At 71.6% G+C, this 21149-nt stretch carries 18 protein-coding genes; 14 read left to right on the top strand and 4 right to left on the bottom strand.

Translation table 11 applies throughout. The features are described 5' to 3' along the window. The first annotated feature begins 88 nt into the window (after nucleotides 1–88). The 4 genes from B042_RS0117245 to B042_RS0117230 all read left to right on the top strand — a co-directional run bounded on the left by B042_RS0117245 (nucleotide 89) and on the right by B042_RS0117230 (nucleotide 5808). Nucleotides 89–1720 (top strand): acyl-CoA dehydrogenase family protein, encoded by a 1632-nt coding sequence (locus B042_RS0117245; protein ID WP_028649362.1) that lies wholly within the window; start codon nucleotides 89–91, stop codon nucleotides 1718–1720. 178 nt (nucleotides 1721–1898) lie between these two features. Further along, nucleotides 1899–4055, top strand: coding sequence for a glycogen debranching protein GlgX (glgX, locus tag B042_RS0117240; RefSeq protein WP_028649361.1), 2157 nt, complete (start codon nucleotides 1899–1901; stop codon nucleotides 4053–4055). Nucleotides 4056–4072: 17 nt separating this feature from the next. Continuing rightward, nucleotides 4073–4873: a dihydrofolate reductase family protein gene (locus tag B042_RS0117235; protein ID WP_155989178.1), complete on the top strand. Its 801-nt coding sequence runs from the start codon at nucleotides 4073–4075 to the stop codon at nucleotides 4871–4873. 146 nt (nucleotides 4874–5019) lie between these two features. Further along, complete coding sequence (locus B042_RS0117230; RefSeq protein WP_036555514.1) at nucleotides 5020–5808, top strand: GntR family transcriptional regulator; 789 nt, start codon at nucleotides 5020–5022, stop codon at nucleotides 5806–5808. Nucleotides 5809–5868: 60 nt separating this feature from the next. Here the strand turns inward: B042_RS0117230 and B042_RS0117225 are convergent, their stop codons facing one another. Then, nucleotides 5869–6249 (bottom strand): hypothetical protein, encoded by a 381-nt coding sequence (locus B042_RS0117225; protein ID WP_028649358.1) that lies wholly within the window; start codon nucleotides 6247–6249, stop codon nucleotides 5869–5871. A gap of 230 nt (nucleotides 6250–6479) precedes the next feature. On the opposite strand from B042_RS0117225, the gene msrB reads away from it, so the two are divergent. From msrB to B042_RS0117210, 3 genes are all read left to right on the top strand, one after another. Beyond that, on the top strand, nucleotides 6480–6926 hold the full coding sequence (gene msrB, locus B042_RS0117220; RefSeq protein WP_028649357.1) for a peptide-methionine (R)-S-oxide reductase MsrB: 447 nt from the start codon (nucleotides 6480–6482) through the stop codon (nucleotides 6924–6926). Between the two features lie 230 nt (nucleotides 6927–7156). Then, the gene (locus B042_RS0117215) at nucleotides 7157–7825 is read left to right on the top strand and encodes a phosphatidylserine decarboxylase (RefSeq protein ID WP_028649356.1); all 669 of its coding nucleotides are present in this window, start codon (nucleotides 7157–7159) and stop codon (nucleotides 7823–7825) included. After that, a complete protein-coding gene (locus B042_RS0117210) occupies nucleotides 7812–8606 on the top strand; it encodes a phosphatidylcholine/phosphatidylserine synthase (protein WP_028649355.1) in 795 nt (264 codons plus the stop codon). Before B042_RS0117215 ends, B042_RS0117210 begins: the two co-directional genes overlap by 14 nt. Before the next feature lie 35 nt (nucleotides 8607–8641). On the opposite strand, the gene hemQ is transcribed toward B042_RS0117210, so the two are convergent. Together hemQ and hemG are read right to left on the bottom strand one after the other, a co-directional pair. Then, nucleotides 8642–9352 carry a hydrogen peroxide-dependent heme synthase gene (gene hemQ / locus B042_RS0117205; RefSeq protein WP_028649354.1) on the bottom strand — a complete coding sequence of 237 codons (711 nt, stop codon included), beginning with the start codon at nucleotides 9350–9352 and terminating at the stop codon, nucleotides 8642–8644. Then, nucleotides 9349–10818 (bottom strand): protoporphyrinogen oxidase, encoded by a 1470-nt coding sequence (gene hemG, locus B042_RS0117200; RefSeq protein WP_028649353.1) that lies wholly within the window; start codon nucleotides 10816–10818, stop codon nucleotides 9349–9351. The genes hemQ and hemG overlap by 4 nt, the downstream gene beginning before the upstream one ends. 152 nt (nucleotides 10819–10970) lie before the next feature. On the opposite strand from hemG, the gene B042_RS23700 reads away from it, so the two are divergent. Next, nucleotides 10971–12014, top strand: a complete 1044-nt coding sequence (locus B042_RS23700; protein ID WP_051415765.1) for a DUF4349 domain-containing protein — start codon at nucleotides 10971–10973, stop codon at nucleotides 12012–12014. A 135-nt stretch (nucleotides 12015–12149) separates the two neighbouring features. Here the strand turns inward: B042_RS23700 and hemE are convergent, their stop codons facing one another. Then, nucleotides 12150–13181 (bottom strand): uroporphyrinogen decarboxylase, encoded by a 1032-nt coding sequence (gene hemE / locus B042_RS0117190; protein ID WP_197024352.1) that lies wholly within the window; start codon nucleotides 13179–13181, stop codon nucleotides 12150–12152. A gap of 287 nt (nucleotides 13182–13468) precedes the next feature. Here hemE and B042_RS0117185 point away from each other — a divergent pair, with 287 nt between their 5' ends. From B042_RS0117185 to B042_RS0117160, 6 genes are all read left to right on the top strand, one after another. After that, complete coding sequence (locus B042_RS0117185) at nucleotides 13469–14044, top strand: DUF3000 domain-containing protein (protein WP_028649351.1); 576 nt, start codon at nucleotides 13469–13471, stop codon at nucleotides 14042–14044. 66 nt (nucleotides 14045–14110) lie between these two features. After that, the gene (locus B042_RS0117180; RefSeq protein WP_231494134.1) at nucleotides 14111–15373 is read left to right on the top strand and encodes an HRDC domain-containing protein; all 1263 of its coding nucleotides are present in this window, start codon (nucleotides 14111–14113) and stop codon (nucleotides 15371–15373) included. Between the two features lie 215 nt (nucleotides 15374–15588). Further along, nucleotides 15589–16584: a tetratricopeptide repeat protein gene (locus tag B042_RS0117175; protein WP_028649349.1), complete on the top strand. Its 996-nt coding sequence runs from the start codon at nucleotides 15589–15591 to the stop codon at nucleotides 16582–16584. A gap of 213 nt (nucleotides 16585–16797) precedes the next feature. Next, complete coding sequence (locus tag B042_RS0117170) at nucleotides 16798–17997, top strand: acetyl-CoA C-acyltransferase (RefSeq protein ID WP_028649348.1); 1200 nt, start codon at nucleotides 16798–16800, stop codon at nucleotides 17995–17997. Further along, the gene (locus tag B042_RS0117165) at nucleotides 17994–20087 is read left to right on the top strand and encodes a 3-hydroxyacyl-CoA dehydrogenase NAD-binding domain-containing protein (RefSeq protein WP_028649347.1); all 2094 of its coding nucleotides are present in this window, start codon (nucleotides 17994–17996) and stop codon (nucleotides 20085–20087) included. Before B042_RS0117170 ends, B042_RS0117165 begins: the two co-directional genes overlap by 4 nt. A 141-nt stretch (nucleotides 20088–20228) precedes the next feature. After that, a complete protein-coding gene (locus B042_RS0117160; RefSeq protein WP_028649346.1) occupies nucleotides 20229–21113 on the top strand; it encodes a hypothetical protein in 885 nt (294 codons plus the stop codon). Nucleotides 21114–21149 lie beyond the last annotated feature (36 nt).

Here is a 21149-nt window from a genome sequence, read left to right as displayed (position 1 = left end):
ACATCGAAAACCGAACAAGATTCTGCTCTTCGGGCGAATGCGAGTATGATGTGCCCCACCTGCCGCAAAAAGGGACAAAGAGCCGCATATGCCCGCGACACACGAGGTGTTCAACCAGGCACCCCCACTCGGCGACCACTCCGCCGCCGAGGACCCCGCGCTCCTGGAGGGACTGCGCCGCGAGGGCGCCGGCTGGGCCGAGGCGGAGGTGCGCGCGGTCGGCGACGCCGCCGGAAGCGAGCGGGTGCGCGCCTGGGGCGAGGCCGCCAACACCTACACGCCGGTGCTGCGCACACACGACCGCTACGGCCACCGCGTGGACGAGGTCGACTACCAGCCCGCCTACCACGTCCTCATGGAGCAGGCCGTGGCGCACGGACTGCACGCCGCCCCGTGGGCGGACGGGCGCGAGGGCGCGCACGTGGCGCGCGCCGCCAAGTTCTTCCTGTGGTCGCAGCCCGAGAGCGGTCACGGCTGCCCGGTCTCGATGACCTACGCGGCGGTGCCGGCCCTGCGCCACTCCCCCGCCCTGGCGGCGCGGTACGAGCCGCTGCTCACGTCGCGGACCTACGACTTCGGCCTGCGCCCGCCGCTGTCCAAGCGCGGCCTCCTCGCGGGCATGTCGATGACGGAGAAGCAGGGCGGCTCCGACGTGCGCGCCAACACCACGCGCGCCGTCCCCACCGCCGAGGGCCACCACCTGCTCACCGGGCACAAGTGGTTCACCTCCGCGCCGATGGGCGACCTCTTCCTCACCCTCGCCCGGGCACCCGAGGGGCTGAGCTGCTTCCTGGTCCCGCGTGTGCTGGAGGACGGCTCCCGCAACGCTCTGCGCCTCCAAAGGCTGAAGGACAAACTGGGCAACAGATCGAACGCCTCCGCGGAGCTGGAGTACGACGGCGCCGTGGCGCACCTGGTGGGCGAGCCGGGCCGGGGCGTGCCCACCATCATCGAGATGGTCAACAGCACCCGGCTGGACTGCGTCATCGGCTCGGCCTCGGGAATGCGTGCGGCCCTCGTGCACGCCCTGCACCACGCCGAGCACCGCAGCGTGTTCGGCGCCCCTCTCGTGGAGCAGCCCCTCATGCGCAACGTCCTGGCCGACCTGGCCCTGGAGTCCGAGGCCGCCACGGCGCTGATGGCGCGCCTGGCGGGGGCCGTGGACCGCTCCGTGCGCGGGGACGCGGCCGAGACCGCCTTCCGCCGCCTGGGGGTGGCCGTGGGCAAGTTCTGGGTGACCAAGCGCCAGCCGGCGCACGCGGCCGAGGCGCTGGAGTGCCTGGGCGGCAACGGCTACGTCGAGGAGTCGGGGATGCCGCGGCTGTTCCGGGACTCCCCGCTGAACTCCGTCTGGGAGGGTTCGGGCAACGTGGCCGCCCTGGACGTGCTGCGCGCGATGGGGCGCGCGCCGGAGGCGGTGGAAGCGCTGCTGGCCGAACTGCGGTCGGCCTCGGGTGCGGACGCACGCTACGACGCGGCCGTCAAGGAGGTGGAGTCCGCGCTCGGCGACCCGGACGAGGCGGAGTACCGGGCACGGTCGGTGGTGGAACTGCTGGCCCTCACCCTCCAGGCGTCACTGCTGCTGCGCCACGCGCCGACCGCCGTCGCGGAGGCGTTCACGGCCAGCCGCCTGGACGGACGGTGGGGCCACGTCTTCGGCACCCTGCCCCGGGGCGTGGACACCGGCGCGATCCTGGAGCGGGCCCGGCCCCGCCGGTGAGCGTCCGGTCGGGACCGAACCCGACCGACTTTTCGCACGAAAAGCGGCCGATCCCGGCAGCGGAACGAAGGATCATCGCCCTGATCTGCATATTTCGCTGACCGGAGCGGTAGGGAAGTAGTCGACCACGACCCGACCGCCCGCTCCCCGGGCCCTGACCCAAGAGACTGCGACGCCCATGGTGGAAGTCTGGCCAGGTAGTTCCTATCCGCTCGGTGCGACCTACGACGGTTCCGGCACCAACTTCTCCCTCTTCTCCGAGATCGCCGAACACGTGGACCTGTGCCTGTTCGACGACGAGGGGGAGGAGACCCGTGTTCCCCTGACCGAGTACGACGGGTTCGTCTGGCACGTGTACCTGCCCGGTGTCGGCCCGGGGCAGCAGTACGGCTACCGGGTGCACGGGCCCTACGCACCCGAGCGCGGCCTGCGGTGCAACCCCAACAAGCTGCTCACCGACCCCTACGCCAAGGCCCTGAACGGGGACCTGACCTGGCACGAGTCGCTGTTCAGCTACCACTTCGCCGAGCCCTCGCGCCGCAACAACGCCGACAGCGCCCCGTACGTGCCCAAGTGCGTGGTGGTCAGCCCCTTCTTCGACTGGGGCAACGAGTCCAGACCCAGCACCCCGTACCACCGGACGGTGATCTACGAGACGCACCTGCGCGGCCTGACCATGCGCCACCCGGGGATCCCCGAGCACCAGCGGGGGACCTACACGGGGCTGGCCCACCCGGTGATGATCGACTACCTCACGTCGCTGGGCGTGACCGCGGTCGAGCTCATGCCCATCCACCACTTCGTGCCCGAGCACGCCATGGTGGCGCGCGGACTCACCAACTACTGGGGGTACAACACCCTGGCCTACCTGGCCCCGCACAGCGAGTACGCGGCGCGCGGCTCGCGCGGCCAGCAGGTGCAGGAGTTCAAGGCCATGGTGCGGTCGCTGCACGAGGCGGGCATCGAGGTGCTGCTGGACGTGGTCTACAACCACACCGCCGAGGGCGACCACATGGGCCCCACACTGTCGCTGCGCGGGATCGACAACCTGAGCTACTACCGGGTCGGCGACGAGGACCAGCGCTACTACCTGGACTACACCGGCTGTGGCAACAGCCTCAACGTGCGCCACCCGCACTCGCTCCAGCTCATCATGGACTCGCTGCGGTACTGGGTCCTGGAGATGCACGTGGACGGCTTCCGCTTCGACCTGGCCTCCGCGCTGGCCCGGGAGTTCCACGACGTGGACCGGCTGAGCACGTTCTTCGACATCGTGCAGCAGGACCCGGTGATCTCCCAGGTCAAGCTGATCGCCGAACCCTGGGACGTGGGTCCGGGCGGCTACCAGGTGGGCAACTTCCCTCCCCTGTGGACGGAGTGGAACGGCAAGTACCGCGACACCGTGCGCGACTACTGGAGGGGACGGCCGGTCCTGGGCGAACTGGCCTCCCGCCTGGCCGGGTCCAGCGACCTCTACCAGGACGACGGCCGCCGCCCGGTGGCCTCCATCAACTTCATCACCTGCCACGACGGGTTCACCCTGGCCGACCTGGTCTCCTACGACCACAAGCACAACGAGGCCAACGGCGAGGACAACCGGGACGGAACCGACGACAACCGCTCCTGGAACCACGGCACGGAAGGGCCCACCCGGGCCCCGGAGATCGTCACCCTGCGCCGCCGCCAGATGCGCAACCTCCTCGCCACCCTGTACCTGTCCCAGGGTGTGGTGATGCTCTCGCACGGGGACGAGGTGGGACGCACCCAGGGGGGCAACAACAACGCCTACTGCCAGGACAACGAGATCTCCTGGATCGACTGGAAGGGCTCCGGGCTGGCGGAGGGTGGACCCGGGAACGACCTGCTGGACTACGTGCGCACGCTCGCGCGGCTGCGCAGCGACCACCCGGTGTTCCGGCGGAGGCGGTTCTTCCGGGGCAGCCCCGTGGAGGGCGGAGGTTCCCCGGGCGACGGCGGCCTGCCCGACATCGTGTGGCTGCGCCCAGACGGCAAGCCCATGTCGGGTCCGGACTGGAGCGCGAGCGGGCAGGCGCTGGGCGTGTTCCTCAACGGCGACGCGATCACCGAGCCCGATCCGCGGGGACGGCGGATCCGGGACAGCTCCTTCCTGCTGCTGCTCAACAGCGGGGCGGACACGGTCGACTTCACCCTGCCCGGCACGGAGTACGGGATGGCGTGGGAGACGGTACTGGACACGGCCGAGCCCGACGTCGCGGGGCGCCCCTCGGCGTCGGCCTCGGAGCCGGTACGGGTGATCGACCGGGCGCTGGTACTGCTGCGCCGTGTGTCCCACACCCACAGCCCCGGCCGGTAGGTGGCAGGCTGGCGGCCATGGTCTCCGACAACGCACCACCCGTACGGTTCCGCGAACTCCTGCCGCGCCCCGGCGCGGGGGAGGCGGACCCGGCCACCGCCTACGCCTACCCCGACCTCTTGGAGCGCCCGTGGATCCGGGCGAACATGGTCGCCAGCGCGGACGGCGGCGCGGTCGGGCCGTCGGGGGGCAGCCGCGACCTGTCCTCGGCAGCCGACCGCAGGCTGCTGGGCACTCTGCGGGGGCTGTGCGACGTACTGCTGGTGGGGGCGCGGACCGCGCGTTCGGAGGGGTACCGGGCCCTGCGCGCCAGGAGGGCGTGGGAGCCGCTGCGGCGCGGGCGGCCGCCCGCGCCGCCGACCGCGGTGGTCTCCCGGTCGCTGGATCTGCCGGAGGGGCTGCTGGAGGCGGCCCCAGAGGGGCAGCGCACGATCGTCCTGACCGTCGCTGGGGCACCGGCCGAGCGCCTGGCCCGGGTCCGTCGGCACGCGGACGTGGTGGTGGTCGAGGGCCTCTCCGTGGGACCGGAGCACATCGTGGACGCCCTCGGGGAACGGGGCCTGTACCGCGTCCTGACCGAGGGCGGGCCGCACCTGCTCGCCGAGTTCGTCTCAGCCGGACTGCTGGACGAGCTGTGCCTGACGACCAGCCCCCACCTGCTGGGATCGGGGTCTTCGCGCGTGGTGGCGGGCGGTCCGGGGACGCCCGGGGCCCCGGAGCGGGCCTCGGTGCGGTGCCGTCCCGTACGGCTGGCCGGGTTGTTGGAGTCCGACGGAACCCTGTTCGCGCGTTACGTCAGAGATCCGGGTGACACCTGAGAAAGCAGTTGCCAAAGGTCGTTTCCAGTCCCCACGAAACAAGGCATGAACCGTCGCGTGACCGGACATACCCGATGTGTGCCATCCATTGGAGCCCCCACTGGCTGCCCACCGCACCAGCGGGGCGTTGGCCCTCCGCCGAGAGGATGAACGCAGTGCCGACGTCCGACCACGGGTCCCTTCCGGTCTACCGAGAGATCGCCGAAGAACTACGCGGACTGATCCGCTCCGGCCGGTACACCGACGGTGACCGGCTACCCGGTGAGAACGTCCTAATGGAGCGCCACGGCATCGCACGGGCCACGGCCCGCCAGGCGCTCTCCGTACTCATCAACGAAGGCCTGGCCGTGGCCGTGCGCGGTTCGGGTATCTACGTCCGGTCGTTCCGGCCCCTTCGAAGACACGGCGTCCGCCGCCTTTCCAGGGAACTGTGGGGCGACGGACGGGCCGTGTGGAAGACGGACAGAGCGGACCGCGACTACGAGGTCGACTCCGTGCGCGTGGAGGAGGCCGCACCCGCTGAGCACGTCGCGCGGGCGCTGGAGCTGACCGGTCATGCCCGGGTGGTGCGGCGCTCGCGCCGGTACCTGGTGGAGGGCCGACCCGTGCAGAGCGCGGTCTCCCACCTCCCCCTGGCGCTGCTGGAGGCCGGGAGAGACCGCGCCGCGGCCCTGCGCATGCGCGAGGCCGACAGCGGCCCGGGCGGGATCTACGCCCGTCTGGCCGAACTGGGGTACGCCCCGGCCCACTTCACCGAGGAGATCCGTGTCCGCATGCCCACCCCCGAGGAGAGGGATCGCCTGCGGCTCGCGGCGGGCACCCCCGTGTTGGAGGTGGCCCGAACCGCCTTGACCGCCGAGCACCGGCCCGTGGAGTTCAACGAGATCACCATGGACGGATCGGCCTACGTGCTCCAGTACGACTTCGACGCCTGAGGCTGGCGCACGATACGCGAGAGGGGCGCGCCGCGCGGCGCGCCCCCGTTGAGACGAAACTCAGCGACTACTCCGTCTGGAGGCAAACACCAGGAACACCATCGGCAGGAGCACCACTCCCACCGCGATCGCTCCCGCTGAGGCGAAGAGCAAACTGTCCGGCGCCGTCTTGACCCACCGCGACACACCGAGTCCGAGGACGAAGGCGACCGTCGAAGCGCAGAGCGCGACGACCGACAGGAAAGCGAACAGCTTCCGGTCGCTCCAGGGACTCGGCCTGATCGCGTCGAGAGACGCCGCCGTGGCCCGTGCGCTGAGCACCGTGGCCCAGCGCATTTCCCGGCCGATGGCAACCGCCGCAGCGGCCACCATCCGCGACCAGGCGTAGACGTCGGCGGCGATCTGACCCGCCCACCACAGTCCGTACCTGATCCTTCCCACACGCAGCGGCCGCTTACCTATTCCGAGTTGATATGCCGTAACCGCCATGCCACCTGCCTCGGGGGGAGAGCCGACCACTGACTCTGCGGGGAGCCCTACCCCTGGCCTGGAAGGACGAACGCGACAACGTGTGAAGTAAGAAGTATGTGACCTTATGGGTGTTCAGCGGTGACATGGCGGCCGCGGCCTGAGGCGGGACGTTCCCGGCCGGGAGCTGTAACGTCGACACCATGGCTGATCCAGTGAACCCGGACGCCGCCGACGGCACCCGGCGGATTCCCGAGACCGACCAGGAATGGCGCGAGCGCCTCTCCGGCGAGGAGTACACCGTGCTCAGGCAGGCGGGTACCGAGCGGCCGTGGACCGGCGCCTACGTCGACACCAAGACCGTCGGGGTCTACCGGTGCCGGGGGTGCGGCAGCGAGCTGTTCCGCTCCGCTGAGAAGTTCGACTCGCACTGCGGGTGGCCGAGCTTCTGGGACCCCGCCGACTCCTCGTCGGTCACCCTGCACGAGGACGCCTCCCTGGGCATGGTCCGCACCGAGGTGCGGTGCGCCGCGTGCGCCTCCCACCTGGGACACGTGTTCCACGGCGAGGGGTACGGCACTCCGACCGACGCCCGCTACTGCATCAACTCCATCGCGCTCACCTTGGAACCGGACGAGGGGGACGGATAGTAAGTTGTCCTCCTAGCGCTCCGCGCCAGACCTGCGTGTGCGAGGTTCGGCTGTGGACCGCCCGTCTCCGTGTATCGGGGATAATCACCTCCAATGCGCCCCGGTCCGGCACCACCGGCCCTCGGAGCACCCGTACGGAGGGCCCGCCCGGCCCTTGCGCGCACCCGCCCCGAGCACGGGCACCCCGCAGCGGTGACCGCCGCACGGACCGACGACCCACGAAAGCGCTCATGAGCGACGACACACCTTCCACAGCCGTATCCCACCGCCCCCCGGCCCGGCCTCGCCTGGGCATGGCCCAGGGGTCGGCCCCCTGGCTCCTGCCGGCGCTGGGCGCCGCTGGGGCCGCCGCGCTGACAGCCCGGGGCTCACTCCCGAGGGCGGCGGCCGCCGCACCGGTCATCGCCCTGGCCGCGGGGATGGCGTGGTTCTTCCGCGACCCCGAACGGGGCCCGGCCACCGGCCGGGTACTGTCGGCGGCCGACGGTGTCGTCCAGAGCATCGACCCCCGCCCCGACGGGCGGACCCGGGTCGCGGTGTTCATGAACCCCCTCAACGTGCACGTCAACCGTGCTCCCCTCGCCGGCCTGGTCACCCGGGTCGAGCACCGCCCCGGGGGTTTCCGCCCCGCATTCGACAAGGACAGCGAGCGTAATGAGCGCGTCATCTGGACCCTTGAAACCGAGATCGGTGAGATCACGGTCGTTCAAATCGCCGGCGCGATGGTCAGGCGTATCGTCCCGTATCTCGCTGCGGGGCAGAAGGTCGAGCAAGGTGAGAGGATCGGGCTCATCCGGTTCGGGTCGCGTGTCGACGTCTACCTACCGGCCGGTGTCGGCCCGGCGGTGGAGGTCGGCCAGAAGGTCCGTGCCGGAGAAACCCGCATTGACGCCGACTGAGCACGCCGTCGAGCCGGGGCGCGCCGCGTCCGACCACTCCGAGGCCCCCCGGCTGCGCCTGGGGGTGGCGGACTACCTGACCCTGGGCAACGCCCTGTGCGGGTTCCTCGCGGTGTGGGCACTGGCCACCGCGCACTCGGCCCACGTGGCCTCCGGCGTCGGCGGCCCGCTCCCCCGGACCGCCGTGGCCACCGTGGTCGGCCTGCTGCTGGTGGCGGCGGCCCTCGACGTCCTGGACGGCCGCGTCGCCCGCAAGCTCGGCGGCAGCGGTATGGGCGCCGAACTGGACAACCTCGCCGACGTGGTCAGCTTCGGGTTCGCCCCGGCGTTCTTCTTCGTCGTGTGGGGCATGGGCGCCGGCCTGCCCTCGGCCGTGCCCGTCATGGTCGGCGGCACCGTCCTGCTGGCCGTCATCGTCCGCCTAGCGCGCTTCTCCTGCCAGGCACCGGACGCGCGCTACTTCACCGGCCTGCCCTGCCCGTTCGGCGCGATGGCCGTGGTGACCGTGGTCCTCATCGACCCGCACGTGTCCGTCGCCGTCACAGCCGTACTGCTGATCTCCTGGCTCATGGTGAGCCGGATGGCCTACCCCAAACCGCGCGGCCGCAAGCTCCACGCCGTCCTGGCCGCCCTGGGCGCGGGCGTGGCGCTCATGGCCCTCTGGGGGCTGGGCCTGCCCGCCGGCGACGTACTCATCTACCTCATGAGCGCCGCGGTGCTCGCCGTCATCGTCACGGTCCCCTTCCACGTCCGGGCCCAGCGCGGTTCAGCCGAGCACTGATCCGGGGTGCCCCCTCGGGGGCACCCCGGCCCCCGTTAGGGCAGGGACTCCACGAGTTCGGCGACGCTCTTGCGGCGGCCGGTGTAGAACGGCACCTCCTCGCGGGTGTGCAGCCGCGCCTTGGCGCCGCGCAGGTGGCGCATCAGGTCGACGATCCGGTGCAGCTCGTCGGCCTCGAAGGCCAGCAGCCACTCGTAGTCGTTCAGGCCGAAGGAGGAGACGGTGTTGGCGCGCACGTCCGGGTAGGGCGCGGCCATCCTGCCGTGTTCGGCGAGCATCGCGCGGCGCTCGTCGTCGGGCAGCAGGTACCACGCGTAGGACCGCACGAACGGGTACACGCACAGGTGGTCGCGCGGTTCCTCGCCCGCGAGGAAGGCCGGCACGTGGCCGCGGTTGAACTCCGCGGGGCGGTGCAGGCCCGCGACCGACCACACGGGGGTGCTCGCGCGCCCCAGACGGGTGCGGCGGAAGGCGGCGTACATCTCCTGGACCTGCTCGGAGGTCTCGGCCACCCACCAGAACATGGTGTCGGCGTCGGCGCGCAGACCCTGCACGTCGTAGCTTCCCCGGGTGGTGACACCGCGCTCGGAGGCCTTGTCGAAGAGGCTCTGGACCTCGTCGGCGGCCGCGGCCCGGTCGACGCCCTCCAGGCCGTCGACCCTGAAGACCGACCACATGGTGTAGCGGATGAGCGCGTTGAGGTCCGTGCCGTCGGCGGCGACGGCGGTGTTCTGCTGGCCCGTCACGGGTTGGCTCCTTGCTGTTCGTTTCCGTCGGCACCGGTGCCGCGGAGGGTCGGACTGGTCGTGGTGAGTGCGGCCGCAAGACGCTCGGCGGCCCCGTCCGCCTCGGCGATGCAGGCGGGGATGCCGACACCGCCGTAGACGGCGCCGCACACCTCCAGGCCGGGCAGCGCCTCCACCGCGGATCGGACACGTTCGACTCGGGCCGCGTGGCCGACGCCGTACTGGGGCAGGGCGTCCGCCCAGCGTGTTACCCGAGTCGCCACCGGGGGCCCGGACACGCCGGCCACAGTGGCCAGGTCGGCCGCCGCGACGGCGGCGAGTTCCTCATCGGAGCGCTCCAGCACCCCGGTCTCGCCCGCCCTGCCGATCGAGCACCGCACCACGACGAGGTCGTCGCCGGGGTGGGCCGTGCGCAGCGCGTCGGCGATCCAGGGCCACTTGTTGCTGGAGTAGGTGGCGGCCTTGACGGTGAGCCCCTCCCCCGCGGGAACGAGGAAGCCCGTGCCGGCGGGGGGCTCGGGGAAGGCGTAGGCGGGCAGGGCGAAGGTGACCAGTGCGGTGTCGGCGTGCTCCACCGCGCCCAGTTCGCGCGCGGCCCCGGGGGCGTGCCCGGTGAGCAGGCGCGCCGCCTCGGGCGCGGGGCAGGCCAGCAGCAGCGCGTCGCAGTCGATCGGGGGACCCGGGTCGGGACGCACACGCCACCCTCGCTCCAGGCGGTGCAGGGAGACGGCCCTGGTACGGGTGCGCAGACGCGGCCCGCAGCCATGTGCGAGGGCGGCGGCGAGTTCGGCGATGCCGCCCCGCAGGGAGGCGAAGACCGGACCCGACGCGGTGGGGGCCGCGCCGCGCCCACGCAGGGAGGCGCGCACCCCGCGGAGCAGGGAGCCACCCTCGCGCGCCATGGGCAGGATCTGCGGCAGGGCGGACTCCAGGGAGAGGCGGTCGGCCCGGCCCGCGTAGACGCCGCCCAGGAGCGGTTCCACCAGCCGGTCGACGACCTGTCGGCCCATCCGCCCGCCGATGTGGGCGGCCACGGACACGTCACCGTGGACCGGTGTGCGCGGCAGGGCCAGGTCGAGTGCGGCCCTGAGGGTTCCGGCGGGTCCGAGAACGCCACTGCGGGCGAGTGCGCGCAGGTCACCGGGCACCCCCATGAGCTGTCCGCCGGGGATCGGCCTGAGCTCCCCCCTGCTGTAGAGGGCGGCTGAGCCGGGGCCTGGGTGGACGACCGCTCCGTCCAGGCCGAGTTCGGAGAAGAGCGCGACCGCCTCGGGGCGGCGGGCGATGACGGACTCAGCCCCCTCGTCGACGGGCACGCCCGCGACCGGTGAGACGCGGAGTTTGCCGCCGGGCGCGTCGGCGGCCTCCAGAACGGTGACGGCGGCCCCCAACACGGTGAGGCGGTGGGCCGCGGCGAGTCCGGAGACCCCGCCCCCGACCACGACGACGTGGGGTGCTTGTGCCATGCCTCCAGCTTTCCAGATGTCCTGGCTCACATCGACCGGCCACCACCCGAACGCCACCGGTTCCGGTTCCTGTCCCAGAGCGTTGCCGGAGCGTTGCCGTGTCGTGACGCCGTGGACGAAACCGCGCCCAGGACCGGGCACGTCGAACGGGAATGGCTACGACAACGCTCCCCCGAGCGCGCCGACGCGTCGGCGCGCTGTTCTCCCTGGGCCTGGCCGCCGCCCTCCTCTCGGCGTGCTCCACGGGCCCCGACACGACGGCCTCCGAGGGCGCCGCCGGTTCCTTCTCCGGCGGCGGTGAGGCCGCGGCCCCCGAGGCGGCACAGGACTACGCGGTCCAGGAGGAGTCGCGGGCCCAGGACTTCGACTCCGGTGAGGACGCGATGGCCGAGGTCCCCGCCGACGGCGGCGGGTCCGTCGACGCCGATCTGGAGGCCCCCGACCGGGCACTCATCCACACCGCGCACATGACCGTGCGTGTGGACGACGTCACCGCGACGTCCGAGGAAGCCAAGGAGCTCGCGATCACGGCCGAGGGCTACGTCGCCTCCGAGCACGTCTCCACCCCCTCGGGCGGCACACCGAACGCCTTCCTGACACTGCGCGTGCCCAACGAGGGCTACGAGGAGCTGCTCTCCGCTCTGGCCGAGCTGGGCGACCGCTCGGACCTGGAGCGCAGTGTGAACGACGTCACCGAGGAGGTGACGGACGTCGAGAGCCGCATCGAGTCGGCGGAGACGTCACTGGACACCCTGCGCGGCTACCTGGAGGAGGCCGAGAACGTCGACGAACTGCTGCGCGTGGAGGAGCAGATCCAGCGCCGCCAGTCGGAACTGGAGGCGTTCCAGGCGCGGCTGGAGGCCCTGACCGACCAGACCTCCTACTCGACCATCCACGTGCGGCTGAGCCCGCCGGAGAGCTACGTCGAGCGGCCCAACGGTGAGGACCTCGGGTTCCTCGGCGCGCTCAAGCAGGGGTGGGAGGCCCTGGTGGCGATGGTGCTGTGGCTCCTGGTGTTCCTGGGGTGGGTGCTGCCGTTCACGGCCCTGGCTGCGGCGATCGTCGGCCCGCTGTGGTGGTGGCGCCGACGGCGCCGCACCCGGGCCGCCGAGGAGACGGCACCGGCCGAGCCTTCAGACTCCGAACGGGAAGAGACCGAAGAGGCCTCCGGCGAGAGGTCGTCCGACGGGGAATAGGCGGACCCCCGCAGGTGCGTGCTCGGGCGCCCGGGGGACGGGAACCTCCGGCGGCCCCGCGGGCGCCCGGGCCCGCCCCCGGCGGGCGGCGCGTCCCGGAACGGCTCCCGTGCGGCCGGTGGCGTCCCCCGGTGCTCAGACCGCGCTCTGCTCGTGCACGAAAGCGGTGAGGCGCGCGAGCACGTCCGGTTCGGTGCTCGGCAGGACTCCGTGGCCCAGGTTGAAGACGTGGCCGTCGGCGGCGCCGCCCCGGGAGAGGATGTCACGGGTGCGCTCGGCGACGACCTCCCAGGGAGCGAACAGGGCCGCAGGGTCCAGGTTGCCCTGGAGCGCTTTGCCGGGGCCAACACGCCGGGCAGCCTCGTCCAGCGGGACACGCCAGTCCACGCCCACCACGTCGGCCCCGGCTTCGCCGAGCAGGCCGAGCAGTTCACCGGTGCCCACCCCGAAGTGGATGCGCGGGACGTCGAACCGGGCCAGCTGGTCGAAGATCCACGTGGTGTGCGGCAGCACCGAGGCCCGGTAGTCCTCGGCGCTGAGGGCGCCGACCCAGGAGTCGAACAGCTGCACCGCGCTCGCCCCCGCCTCGATCTGGGTGCGCAGGAAGCCCAGCGTGATGGCGGACAGGCGGCGCATGAGCTCATTCCACAGCTCGGGCTCGCCGTACATGAACGCCTTGGCGTGCTCGTGGTTCTTGGACGGGCCGCCCTCGATCAGGTAGGAGGCGAGGGTGAAGGGGGCCCCGGCGAAACCGATGAGGGGCTTGTCGCCCAGCTCACCGACCAGCCGCCCGATCGCCTCGGTCACGTAGGTCAGGTCGTCCGGCTCGATCTCACGGAGCTGCTTGACTCCGCCGGCGTCCCGGATCGGCTCGGCCACGACCGGTCCGACACCGGGTTTGATGTCAAGGTCGATCCCGATGGCCCTGAGCGGGACGACGATGTCGCTGAAGTAGATCGCGGCGTCGACGTCGTACCGGCGTACCGGCTGCATCGTGATCTCGGTGATCAGGTCCGGACGCGCACAGGCGTCGAGCATGGAGACGTCGGCGCGGGCCTGCCGGTACTCGGGCAGCGAGCGTCCGGCCTGGCGCATGAACCACACCGGTGTGTGCGGGACCGGGAGTCCGCGGCAGGCGCGGAGGAAAGGAGAGTCTTGAAGGGTCACTCCCCGATCGTGCCATGCCCGCCGCCGTGCTCTCACGCAGGTCGGCAGGGAACGGCTCTCCGTCGTCTGTGCGGGGGCCGGGAAGCGCGGCCCGGTACGGCGAACGGGTCCCAAGATCATTACGAAACCCCGACACGCCGTGCCAACTCCGTACCGACGTAGAGGACTCGTGCCACGGTCGTCTGCGTTGCCATCAACCGACCCGTGTCCGGGGGTCGGCCGTCCGGGCGTGCCCGGACCGGGCCCCGGCCGCGACTCACCACAAGATGAAGGCTGACGTTTCCACCATGCCCGATGTCGGTAGCGTCGAGAACGCGCACGAGACGTTCCGGCGAGCGGTCGGGGCGCTGCACGCTCCCCCGGCGCGCCCGGAGATCGCCGTGGGGGAGATCCCCGCACCCCAGCGGCTGGCCCCCCACACGGCCGCGGTGTCGGCCGAGGTGACGGTCCAGGGGGAGGAGGTCTCCTGGGGACGGCTCATCGTCCTCTACGATCCCGAGGGCACCCGGGACTGGCCGGGACCGTTCCGTCTGGTGTGCCAGGTCAACGCGGAACTGGAATCGGAGATCGCAGTCGACCCCCTGCTCGGGCCGGTCGCATGGAGCTGGCTCACCGACGCGCTGGACGGACAGGGCGCCGCCCACCACACGCTGAGCGGCACGGTCACGCGCGCCACGACGGAGGGGTTCGGCACCAAGGCCGGGGAGGGGACCAGCACCGAGGTGGAGATGCGGGCCTCGTGGACGCCGGAGTCGGAGGACCTGTCCGGGCACGTGGCCGCGTGGCTGGCCCTGCTGGGTTCGGCCGCGGGCCTGCCCCCGCTGGACGTGGCCGACATCGCCCGACAGCGCTCCAGGCCCTGACCTGCACACCCTCCACCTCCGGAGTCGGCTTCCGCGTCCGCTCGCCCCAGCGCATACCGTAGTGGTGTGGCCAACGCGTTGAACTCCAAGACAGAACCCCACGACCCAGGGAACGACGACGCTGAGAGGGCGCCGCTGCTGCGGGAACCGCGCGAGGGTCTGCCCGACGTCACCGCCGACCCCGACGCGCTGGCCGACGTCATCGCGGCGGTGTCCGCTGGCAGCGGGCCGGTGGCCGTGGACGCCGAGCGCGCCTCGGGGTACCGCTACGGCCAGCGCGCCTACCTGGTCCAGTTGCGCCGGGAGGGCTCCGGTTCGGCGCTGATCGACCCCGTGCACTGCCCGGACCTGGCCGGTTTGGACACGGCGATCGGCGACACCGAAGTGGTGCTGCACGCCGCGCACCAGGACCTGCCCTGCCTGTCGGAACTGCGCCTGCGCCCGCGGCGGCTGTTCGACACCGAGCTGGCGGGACGGCTGCTGGGCTACCAGCGGGTCGGCCTGGGCTTCATGGTGGAGCGGTTGCTGCACGTGCGGCTGGCCAAGGAGCACTCGGCCGTGGACTGGTCCCAGCGTCCCCTGCCCGAGGACTGGCTGCGCTACGCGGCACTGGACGTGGAGATCCTCATCGAGCTGCGGGACGCGCTGGAGGAGGAGCTGAGCGAGACCGGCAAGCTGGAGTGGGCCCGCGAGGAGTTCGCGTCGGTGCTCGCCGCCCCGCCGAAGGAGCCCCGCAAGGATCCCTGGCGCCGCACGTCGGGCATCCACAGGGTGCGCAACCAGCGGGCGCTGGCCGCCGTGCGCGAGCTCTGGTACGCGCGGGACGAGATCGCCCGTGAGCGGGACGTCTCGCCCGGCCGGGTCCTGCCCGACGCCGCCATCGTGGAGGCCGCCTCGGCGATGCCCCGCACGCCCTCCGAACTGCTCGGCATCAAGCAGTTCGGCATCAAGCTGGCGCGACGCCACCTCAACACCTGGATCAGGGCTGTCGACCGGGCCCGCGACATGGGACGGCCCGAACTGCCCAGACCCAACGCCCCGGGGGACGGACCCCCTCCCGTGAACCGGTGGGCCGACCGGGCCCCGGAGGCCGCGCGCCGTCTGGAGCGCGCCCGAGCCACGGTCTCGGGCATCGCCGAGGACGTGGTCATGCCGACGGAGAACCTGCTGCTGCCGGACAGCGTGCGGCGGCTGGCGTGGACACCGCCCGCGACGGTGGATCCCGAGTCGGTCGCCGCCTTCCTGCGTTCACGCGGCGCCCGTGAGTGGCAGATCGGCCTGACCGCGTCTCCGCTGGCCACAGCCCTACGAGAAGCGGAAAAAGACTGATTCTTACCCTCCCTTAACCGCTTCAACACTCTTGTGCGCGAAGTCACTCGCATTCGGGTGGGTTTCAGGCGGGTTTCAGGGTGTGCACCGGACCGGCGGCCGATTAAGTTATACAACTGTGCCCTCAACCCCCGGGGCGCGTTCGACGTCCTATTCTCGGAGCCCTTTCCGGCTCCGACACCTTTGCACACGCACGAGGAGGTGTGGTGAGTCTGCTGTCGCTTTGGCGCGGGTTCCTGTCCGAGACCGGCCTGACCAAGGCCCCCGGGCACAGGGCGGACACGACCGTGTCCGCCCCTGCGGAGGAGAACGGGCAGGAAGCGGAAGAGCACGTGGAGGTCCGCGTGCTGGATCCGGTGCCCCCCGCCCCCGTTCCCGCCGCCGTGCCGGTCGCACCCGGCCCGGGGCCCGGTTTCGGCGGCGTCCCGCCGGCCGCGCGCGCCGCCCGGACCACAGGAACGCACGTGACCGCCCTGGAGCGGACCCTGCGGGCCCTGGTAGAACGGCACGGGACCGAGCACCCGGACACGATCGCCGCACGCAACAACCTGGCCACCAAGTACGCGCGGATGGGGCGGCGCGAGATGGCCGTCCAACAGTTCGAACTGGCCCTGGCCGAGGTCGCCGCGGTCTATGGCGAGGAGCACCCCCGCACGGAGATCATCCGCGAGAACCTGGCCTGGGCGCTGGAGGACGCGGGGCGTCCCGCGGACGCGGCGGTGCACTGGGAGATCCTGCTGCGCGAGCGCGAGGACCAGTTCGGGCCCGCCGACGAGGACACCGTGGAGGCGCGGGCTCACCTCGCGATGTGCTATAAGCGCTCCGGCCGCCTGGAGGAGGCGATCGGACACTTCGAGCAGGCCATCGAGAGCGCGGCCTCACCCCAGCGGCGCGATGAGCTGCGCCTGAGCCTGAGCCTGGCCCTGATCCGCTCCGAGCACCACGCGGCCGCGGTCGAGCAACTGCGCACGGTCCTGGCCAGCCGTCGGCGGCGGCTGGGCAAGTCCCACATCGACACCCTGACCGTGCACCACCGGCTGGGGCGCGCCTACACACAGGCGCACCGGCACGAGGAGGCGGTGCAGGTCCTGCGGGACGCCTACCGCACCGCTCTGGGCGCCTCGGGGGACCCGGACGTGCGCCGCCTGACCATGCGTCTCAAGCGCGACCTGGCGGGCGCCCACGCGGCCGCGGACCGCGACCGCGGGTAGGGGAGGACAGAACGCGCACACGGCGCGCCCGGGGCGGGGGCCCGGGGCGCGCCGTCGCCGTCCCGAGCACCGTCGGCCGAACCCGGGGCGTCCCACGGGGGCGGGCCCGTGAACCCGGCGTGCCTCGGGGGCTCCGGTACTCGCGCAACTTGTTACTGGCGAGTAGCATGGGCTCGACACGTCCGTTCACCGTTGGATTAAGGAGGGCCCATCGTGCCGCGAACCGCACGCGACGTCGTGTTCGTCGACGGAGTACGCACCCCGTTCGGCAAATCTGGCAAGGGCCTCTACGCCGAGACACGCGCCGACGACATGGTCGTCCGCGTCATCCGCGAACTGCTGCGCCGCAACCCCGGCCTCCCGCCCGAGCGTGTCGACGAGGTCGCCATCGCCGCCACCACCCAGATCGGCGACCAGGGCCTGACGATCGGCCGCAGCGCCGCGATCCTCGCGGGCCTGCCCAAGACCGTCCCCGGCTACGCCATCGACCGCATGTGCGCGGGTGCACTCACCGCTGTCACCACCTCCGGCGCGGGCATCGCCTTCGGCGCCTACGACGTCGTGATCGCCGGCGGTGTCGAGCATATGGGCCGCCACCCCATGGGCGAGGGGGTCGACCCCAACCCCCGCTTCCTCTCCGAGAAGCTGGTCGACCCGTCCGCCCTGGTCATGGGCAACACCGCGGAGAACCTACACGACCGCTACCCCTCCATCACCAAGGAGCGCGCCGACGCCTACGCCGTGCGCAGCCAGGAGAAGGTCGCCAAGGCCTACGCCGACGGCCACCTCCAGCCGGACCTGGTCGAGATGGCCGTCCGCTCACTGGAGAGGGGCTACGGCCTAGCGACTGAGGACGAGCCGCCCCGGCCCGGCACGACCATGGAGTCGCTGGCCGGACTGAAGACCCCCTTCCGCGCACACGGCAACGTGACCCCCGGCAACGCCGCGGGCCTCAACGACGGCGCCACCGGCGCTCTGCTCGCCGCCGAAGACGTGGCCGCCGACCTCGGCCTGAACGCGGGCATGCGCCTGGTCGACTTCTCCTTCGCGGGTGTCGAGCCCGAGGTCATGGGCGTGGGTCCGGTCCCCGCCACCGAGAGGCTCTTCGAGCGCCAGGGCATGTCGATGGACGACATCGGACTCATCGAGATCAACGAGGCGTTCGCCGTGCAGGTGCTCGCCTTCCTGGAGCACTTCGGCATCGCCGACGACGACGCCCGGGTCAACCCGTGGGGCGGGGCGATCGCCCTCGGGCACCCGCTGGCCTCCTCCGGCGTCCGCCTCATGATGCAGCTGGCACGCCAGTTCGCAGAGCGCCCCGACGTCCGCTACGGCCTGACCACCATGTGCGTGGGCATGGGCATGGGCGGGACCGTCCTGTGGGAGAACACCAACTACGAGGGGGGCAAGTGAGCACCGTCATCGAGCAGGCCCGGGAACTCTTCGGCTCCGAGGTCGTCACCAACGCGATCTCCCGTGACGTGACACTCCCCTACGGCGCGGGCACCGCGGTCCTGATCACCCTGGACAACGGGCACGACCACACCAAGCCGAACACCTTCGGTCCGGGCGGGCTGCTCGCCCTGGACGAGGCGATCGAGGCCGCCCGCGCGCGCACCGACATCGCGGCCGTGGCCGTCACCGGCAAGCCGTTCATCTTCGCCGTCGGCGCCGACCTGACCGGTATCCCCGCGCTGGAGACGTGGGAGCAGGCCCACGCCATCGGCAAGCTCGGCCACGACGTGTTCCGCAAGCTCGGCGAGCTGGACGTGCCGACGTTCGCGCTCATCAACGGCGCCGCCATGGGAGGCGGTGTGGAGGTGGCGCTGCACTGCTCCTACCGCACCGTCTCCTCCGGCGTCCCGGCGTTCTCCCTGCCCGAGGCCTTCCTCGGCCTCGTCCCGGGCTGGGGCGGCACTTACCTGCTGCCCCGCCTGATCGGCGCGGAGAAGGCCCTGAAGATCATCGTCGACAACCCGCTCGCCCAGAACAGGGTCATCAAGGGCGCGAAGGTCCACGAGATGGGCATCGCCGATGCCCTCTTCGAGCCGGCCGACTTCGTCGAGGAGTCGCTGCGCTGGGCCGCAAAGGTGGTCAAGGGCGACATCACGGTCGAGCGCCCCGAGGTCGACACCGGCCAGGCCTGGGACGACGCCGTGAACACGGCCCGGTTCCAGCTGGAGGGCAAGCTGCACGGCGCCGCCCCCGCCCCGGTCCGCGCCGTCGAGCTGGTGGCCGAAGCGAGGAACCGCACGCGCGACGAGGGCTTCGCCGCCGAGGACGAGGCGCTCGCCGACCTCATCATGGGCGACGAGCTCAAGGCCGGCCTGTACGCCTTCGACCTGATGCAGAAGCGCGCCAAGCGCCCTGCGGGCGCCCCGGACAAGGCGCTGGCACGCAAGGTCACCAAGGTCGGCGTCGTGGGCGCCGGCCTGATGGCGGGGCAGTTGGCCCTGTTGTTCGCCCGCCGCCTGGACGTGCCCGTGGTCATGAACGACCTCGACCGGGAGCGTCTGGACCAGGGCGTGGCCTACGTGCACGGCGAGGTCGACAAGCTCCTGGGCAAGGGGCGGATCAACGGCGACCAGGCCAACCGTCTCAAGGGCCTGGTGACCGGCTCGCTGACCAAGGACGCCTTCGCCGACGCCGACTTCGTGATCGAGGCCGTCTTCGAGCGGATGTCGATCAAGCAGCAGGTGTTCGCCGAGCTGGAGGCCGTGGTCTCCCCCGAGGCGATCCTGGCCACCAACACCTCCTCGCTGTCGGTCACCGAGATGGCCTCGGGGCTGAAGCACCCCGAGCGGGTGGTGGGCTTCCACTTCTTCAACCCGGTCGCCGTCCTGCCGCTGCTGGAAATCGTCCGCGGCGCGGAGACCGACGAGGCCTCCCTGGCGACGGCCTTCACCGTCTCCAAGAAGCTGAAGAAGACCTCGGTGCTGTGCAAGGACGCCCCGGCGTTCGTGGTCAACCGCCTGCTCACCCTGTTCATGGGCGAGGTACTGAGCGCGGTGTCGGAGGGCACCGAGCCCGAGGCTGCCGACCGTGCGGTCGCGCCCCTGGGGCTGCCGATGTCGCCGCTGATGCTGCTCCAACTGGTGGGACCGGCGGTGGCGCTGCACGTGTCCGAAACACTGCACGAGGCCTTCCCCGACCGCTTCGCGGTCTCCGACGGGCTGGCCGAGGTGGTCAAGGCGGGCAAGACGGCGATCTTCGCCCCGGACCTCACCATCGACCCGCAGGTGAAGGAGCTGATCAGCGGCGGGGACTCCCCGTCGGAGGAGAGCGCGATCCTGGACCGGGCGCTGCGGGCGCTGGCCCTGGAGATCCGGATCATGCTGGACGAGGGCGTGGTGGCCGAGCCTGCCGACATCGACCTGTGCCTGATCGCGGGCGCGGGCTGGCCCTTCCACACCGGCGGGATCACGCCCTACCTGGACCGGGTGGGCGTGTCCGAGGCCGTGAACGGCAGGCCCTTCCACGAGGGCGCGCCCAAGGCTGTGTAAGCGTGTGAGGCCCATGCGGGCCCGGCCACCGGTTCCGGCGGCCGGGCCCGCTTTTCTTGGCATTTCCCCACAAAGTCCAGAAGCCCACACATTTCGACTACGATTCGCTATACATCAGTGACATTGTGTAGTGTCCGCCGCGTGGCAATCTCTCCCGAACATCAGATCTACGCGGAGTTGTTCTCCGACTCCCCCGACATGGCCGTCGAGTTCCTGCGCGAGCGGGGCGTGCGTGTCCCCGACTACGACCGCAGCGAGATCACCTCGTGCGACCTCGGACACGTCGAACCGGTCGAACGCCGCTCGGACGTGGCGATCATGCTGCGCGGCGAGGGCCCCCACGGTGCCCACGACAACCTCATGGGCGTCGTCGTCGAGGTCCAGCGCGACTGGTCCGAGCGCAAGCGCTACACCTGGCCGGAGTACCTGACCAGCCTGCGGTCCCGGCACGAGTGCCCGGTCAGCCTGCTCGCGATCTGCCCGCGGCAGTCCGTGGCCGACCGGTACACCGGGGCCATCCCGCTAGGCCACCCCGGTTTCGTCCTCAGCCCGCTCGTGGTGGGGCCGAAGGACATCCCCGTGGTCACCGATCCGGCGACCGTCGCGGGCGCACCCACGCTGGGGGTGCTGTCGGCGGCGGCACACGGGTCCCGCAAGACGGACGTGCTGGAGGCCCTGCACACCGGCCTCGACACCATCGATCCGGAGAGGGCGGCGAAGTATATTGGATACTCGCTGCACCTGCTCGCCGACACCGACGGACAGAAAGCACTGGAGAAACTCATGATGGCGGACACCTTCGAGTACACGAGCGAGTGGACCCAGAGCCTCAGGACCGAAGGCAGGACCGAAGGCAGGGTCGAAGGCAAGGCGGAGGCCCTCCTGATCGTCCTGGCCGGGCACGGCATCGAAGTCACCGACACCGACCGCGAGCGCATCAACGGGTGCCGGGACCGCGACGTGCTCGACACCTGGCTCCACCGGGCCGCCACCGTCTCCTCCACCGACGAACTCTTCGAGGCATAGCGTCGGGGAACCCGCCCGGGCGCGGGTCCGGCCCGC

It is taken from the genome of Nocardiopsis sp. CNT312, from assembly GCF_000515115.1.
Lineage (GTDB): Bacteria > Actinomycetota > Actinomycetes > Streptosporangiales > Streptosporangiaceae > Nocardiopsis.
Note: the sequence above shows the minus strand (reverse complement) of the source record. Positions and strands in the feature narration are given on the sequence as shown.

Coding starts and splice junctions, on each gene's coding strand:
- B042_RS0117245 (WP_028649362.1), top strand. CDS start 89: ATGCCCGCGACACACGAGGTGTTCAACCAGGCACCCCCACTCGGCGAC.
- B042_RS0117235 (WP_155989178.1), top strand. CDS start 4,073: ATGGTCTCCGACAACGCACCACCCGTACGGTTCCGCGAACTCCTGCCG.
- msrB (WP_028649357.1), top strand. CDS start 6,480: ATGGCTGATCCAGTGAACCCGGACGCCGCCGACGGCACCCGGCGGATT.
- B042_RS0117185 (WP_028649351.1), top strand. CDS start 13,469: ATGCCCGATGTCGGTAGCGTCGAGAACGCGCACGAGACGTTCCGGCGA.
- B042_RS23700 (WP_051415765.1), top strand. CDS start 10,971: ATGGCTACGACAACGCTCCCCCGAGCGCGCCGACGCGTCGGCGCGCTG.
- B042_RS0117215 (WP_028649356.1), top strand. CDS start 7,157: ATGAGCGACGACACACCTTCCACAGCCGTATCCCACCGCCCCCCGGCC.
- glgX (WP_028649361.1), top strand. CDS start 1,899: ATGGTGGAAGTCTGGCCAGGTAGTTCCTATCCGCTCGGTGCGACCTAC.
- B042_RS0117230 (WP_036555514.1), top strand. CDS start 5,020: ATGAACGCAGTGCCGACGTCCGACCACGGGTCCCTTCCGGTCTACCGA.
- hemG (WP_028649353.1), bottom strand. CDS start 10,818: ATGGCACAAGCACCCCACGTCGTCGTGGTCGGGGGCGGGGTCTCCGGA.